Here is a 2,997-nt window from a genome sequence, read left to right as displayed (position 1 = left end):
CGTACAGCGGGCTTCTCCTGTCCTCTCCCCCGCCGCCGTCTGTCAGCCATGCGTGCGGCGGGGTTTTTTGTTGCCTCACTACCAGCGGCTCCGCTCCTTCCCCGGTGGCGTCCTCCCCCTCCCTCCCGTGCGGTCGGTCCCGCCGTCGTCGCTCCGCCGCTTTAACACGCGCACGTCGCGTATTATACGTAAGGTCTTGAATCCCAAGGGTTTACAGTGTCTCAGAACGCCCGAAAATGTTCAGCGCGGTTGCTGTCATGCAGGGTAGCCGACCCCGTCAAGATTTTCACTGAGCGGGGATTCTATGAAGTCGCTGTCAAGTCGAAAAGCCACGTGGAGCGCCACCAATTGGGCGGCTCGGCTCGGCTCTGTCCGCGCGCGTGCACTCTCACAGCCTTGCCGTCACTACGTCAGCACATTGCCCCTATTGGCGTTGGCCTTCCACTACTGTCAACAGTTCGGGGCTACTATCTTCCTTCCTTTTTAACATCCCCCTATAATCCCCCTTAACCATTTCCTTCATCTTCCATTCATCTTTTGGAAGCGCTTCCAAGCCTTCCGAACAACATCCCCCCTCCCCCCATCGTCTCGTATGTCAGACCTGGATCTGCCACAGTCCCGGCGAAGCCCCAAGCCCAGCGCGCATGCACGCGGGGGGCGTTGGGGGACCGGACTGAGGCGGCTCATTCGGGCGTTATCGCCTCGTAGCGGTCGAGCCTATCACTGGCCCTCACAGTCGAATCTCGACGCTGTGAGAAGCCCACACGCGCCCCGTGTCGAGTCACGAGGAAGCCATCCGGTGGGCGGTCGTCCGTGGATCGGTAGCTGTGGCTTGCCCCCGCGCTCACTACCTTGCTACGAGAAGTCCGCAGCTGACACTGACGCGTCGCGCAAGCACGCACATCATGCCCTCAACGCGTCGCTACTCCACAGCCGGGGTCACGGTGGGCGCAGAAGGGGGAGCCGCTGAGAAGCCTCTCTGCGGCTTGGAACGGACGGCGTTTGACGAGGTAGGATCTGCTGCATCTGCGATGGACCCGGCACCGTCAGCTGTCCGCCAAGACTTGCGACGGTGTCGGGTTCTTCGTTTTTGTGATCGAATGTGTGCCGTAGAAGGTGGCCCTTCCCGCACATAGAAGCAAATTCCCACCGTGGCGGGAGGAATGGGGTTCTCTTCTCTACGTGTCGTTTCTTCTCAGAGTCCTCAGATTGGCTTCTAAGCCTGTCAAGCGTTTGACCGGAGGGTTACCCCTTCTTTACAGGGAAAACCTCTTAGAAGCCGAAATAAGCCCCACAGAAGCCGATTGAAGGCATTGTCAAGGTCCTGTGAAGTGTCAAATCCTGGGCAGATTATTCTAACGCCCGGTCTTTTCGTCAAGTTGACCCCTCCCCTTACAGCTGCTTCATCGCCCCCTCCAACTCACCGTCCACGACGTGAGTGTAGACCATCGTGGTGGCCAGGTCCGAGTGTCCGAGTGCCTTCTGCACCATTCGGATGTTGCCCGTTTCCCGGTAAAGGCGCGTGGCGAACGTGTGACGGAGCGTGTGGGGGCTGACCCGCTCCACTTCTGCAATCTCCGCTTTGCGGGCGTACCGCTTCACTGAGCGCCGCAGCTGGGACGTGTCTACCTTCGTGCCCTTCGAGGTGGGGAGCAGATATTCCGATTCAGGACGGCGCTCCATCCACTCACGTAGCTCCTCAAGTAGCTCCTCACCGATCCACAGGGTTCGATCCTTCGCCCCCTTCCCGTTTCGGACGTTGACGCGCCCGCTTTGCAGATCGACGTGCTCCACTTTCAGCGATACGGCTTCTGACGCCCGCAATCCGGCTTGCAGCATGAGCCGCATGAACAGATAATCCCGGTGGGGGGAGACGTACCGCTGGTTCGGCTCAGACAGGAGCCGTTCCGTTTCGTCGTCAGTGAGGATCTTGGGGAGTTTGTCGGGGCGAGTCATGGTCTGAGGGGTCAACGGTGCGAAGAACGTCGATTGTCACGATTTTCCATGTTATCGTGACGCATTCACGAGGAAAAGCACTGTTCGGCGGAATGTCAAGAAAAGCGTGACGCATTCACGATTCTCCCGGCGATTTGGGGCGCTTCCGATTCCGGCAGATGCGGAACACTGTGGGGCTGTCTTCATACAATCTTCATAGAGTTAGACCCCGCAAAAAATGGCTGCACAGCATCATGGAGTTGCACGACTTTGACGCCGTACAGGACGCCGAACAGAAGCTCGAATCCGCTCAACAGACCCTCTCCAAGCTGCGAGACGAGAAGGAAAGTCTACCTGGGGAGATTGATCGGCTCACAGAGGAGCTAACAGACGCTCAGGCAGAGGCTCAGGTTGAAGGGCGTGACCCGAACCAGGACCCCGAGGTTCAGGAGATTCAGGACCAGCTCGAACAGCTGCGGAATCGGCACCGCGAAATTGAGACGGAGATCCGCACCGCCGAGAAGGTAGAGGAGAAGGCTCAGGACCGCCTCAAGAACGCCCGTGAGGAGGCCATCAGAAGCATTCAGGACGATGCCGAGGAAGAGATTGGGAAAGCCCTTGATCGGGTCCTCGACGCCTGGGAGGACGCCCGTCAGGAGGTTCAGGCGCTATTCGACGCATTCCACCGCTACGAAGACGTAGACGCCCCCCGCTCCGAGTTGAGCGACAGCTACGAGCGGCTACCGGAGGCCCACCCGTTCGACAAGTACGACGTGCGAATCTTGGCGCAACTCGATTGGAGGACGGTGCGCAACGAGATTGAGCGGGCGATTGAACGCGGGGAGTAGATGTAATTTTCGCCCTAAGTACAACAGTCCCAAGTATTTACACGATGTCCGATCAAGAATGGATTGACACCAAGACAGCAGCCGAAATTCTCGATATGTCCCCCCGTGGCGTACGGTACCTCTGCGCTAACGGGGAATTTGAGGGGGCAGAGAAGTTTGGGTCCCAATGGCGGATTCCTCGTGCCGAAGTGCAGCCCGAAGAATAGGCGCGTCC

3 protein-coding genes are annotated in these 2,997 nt (G+C 58.8%); 2 read left to right on the top strand and 1 reads right to left on the bottom strand.

From position 1 onward, the window contains the following. Positions 1-1,392: 1,392 nt before the first annotated feature. Positions 1,393-1,956 carry a tyrosine-type recombinase/integrase gene (locus tag OJA40_RS15260; protein ID WP_263811065.1) on the bottom strand — a complete coding sequence of 188 codons (564 nt, stop codon included), beginning with the start codon at positions 1,954-1,956 and terminating at the stop codon, positions 1,393-1,395. A 233-nt stretch (positions 1,957-2,189) separates the two neighbouring features. Here OJA40_RS15260 and OJA40_RS15255 point away from each other — a divergent pair, with 233 nt between their 5' ends. Together OJA40_RS15255 and OJA40_RS15645 are read left to right on the top strand one after the other, a co-directional pair. Next, entirely contained in the window at positions 2,190-2,783 is a 594-nt protein-coding gene (locus OJA40_RS15255) for a hypothetical protein (protein WP_263811063.1), read from the top strand. Positions 2,784-2,827: 44 nt separating this feature from the next. Further along, positions 2,828-2,989 (top strand): helix-turn-helix domain-containing protein, encoded by a 162-nt coding sequence (locus OJA40_RS15645; protein WP_423816506.1) that lies wholly within the window; start codon positions 2,828-2,830, stop codon positions 2,987-2,989. Positions 2,990-2,997 lie beyond the last annotated feature (8 nt).

The sequence above is a fragment of the Salinibacter pepae genome (assembly GCF_947077775.1).
GTDB lineage: Bacteria > Bacteroidota > Rhodothermia > Rhodothermales > Salinibacteraceae > Salinibacter > Salinibacter pepae.
The sequence above is the reverse complement of the archived record's forward strand: the minus strand, read 5'-3'. Positions and strand labels throughout refer to the sequence as shown.

Bases quoted from the DNA above. Each gene is read 5' to 3' on its own strand.
- OJA40_RS15260 (WP_263811065.1), bottom strand. From the start codon at position 1,956: ATGACTCGCCCCGACAAACTCCCCAAGATCCTCACTGACGACGAAACG.
- OJA40_RS15255 (WP_263811063.1), top strand. From the start codon at position 2,190: ATGGAGTTGCACGACTTTGACGCCGTACAGGACGCCGAACAGAAGCTC.
- OJA40_RS15645 (WP_423816506.1), top strand. From the start codon at position 2,828: ATGTCCGATCAAGAATGGATTGACACCAAGACAGCAGCCGAAATTCTC.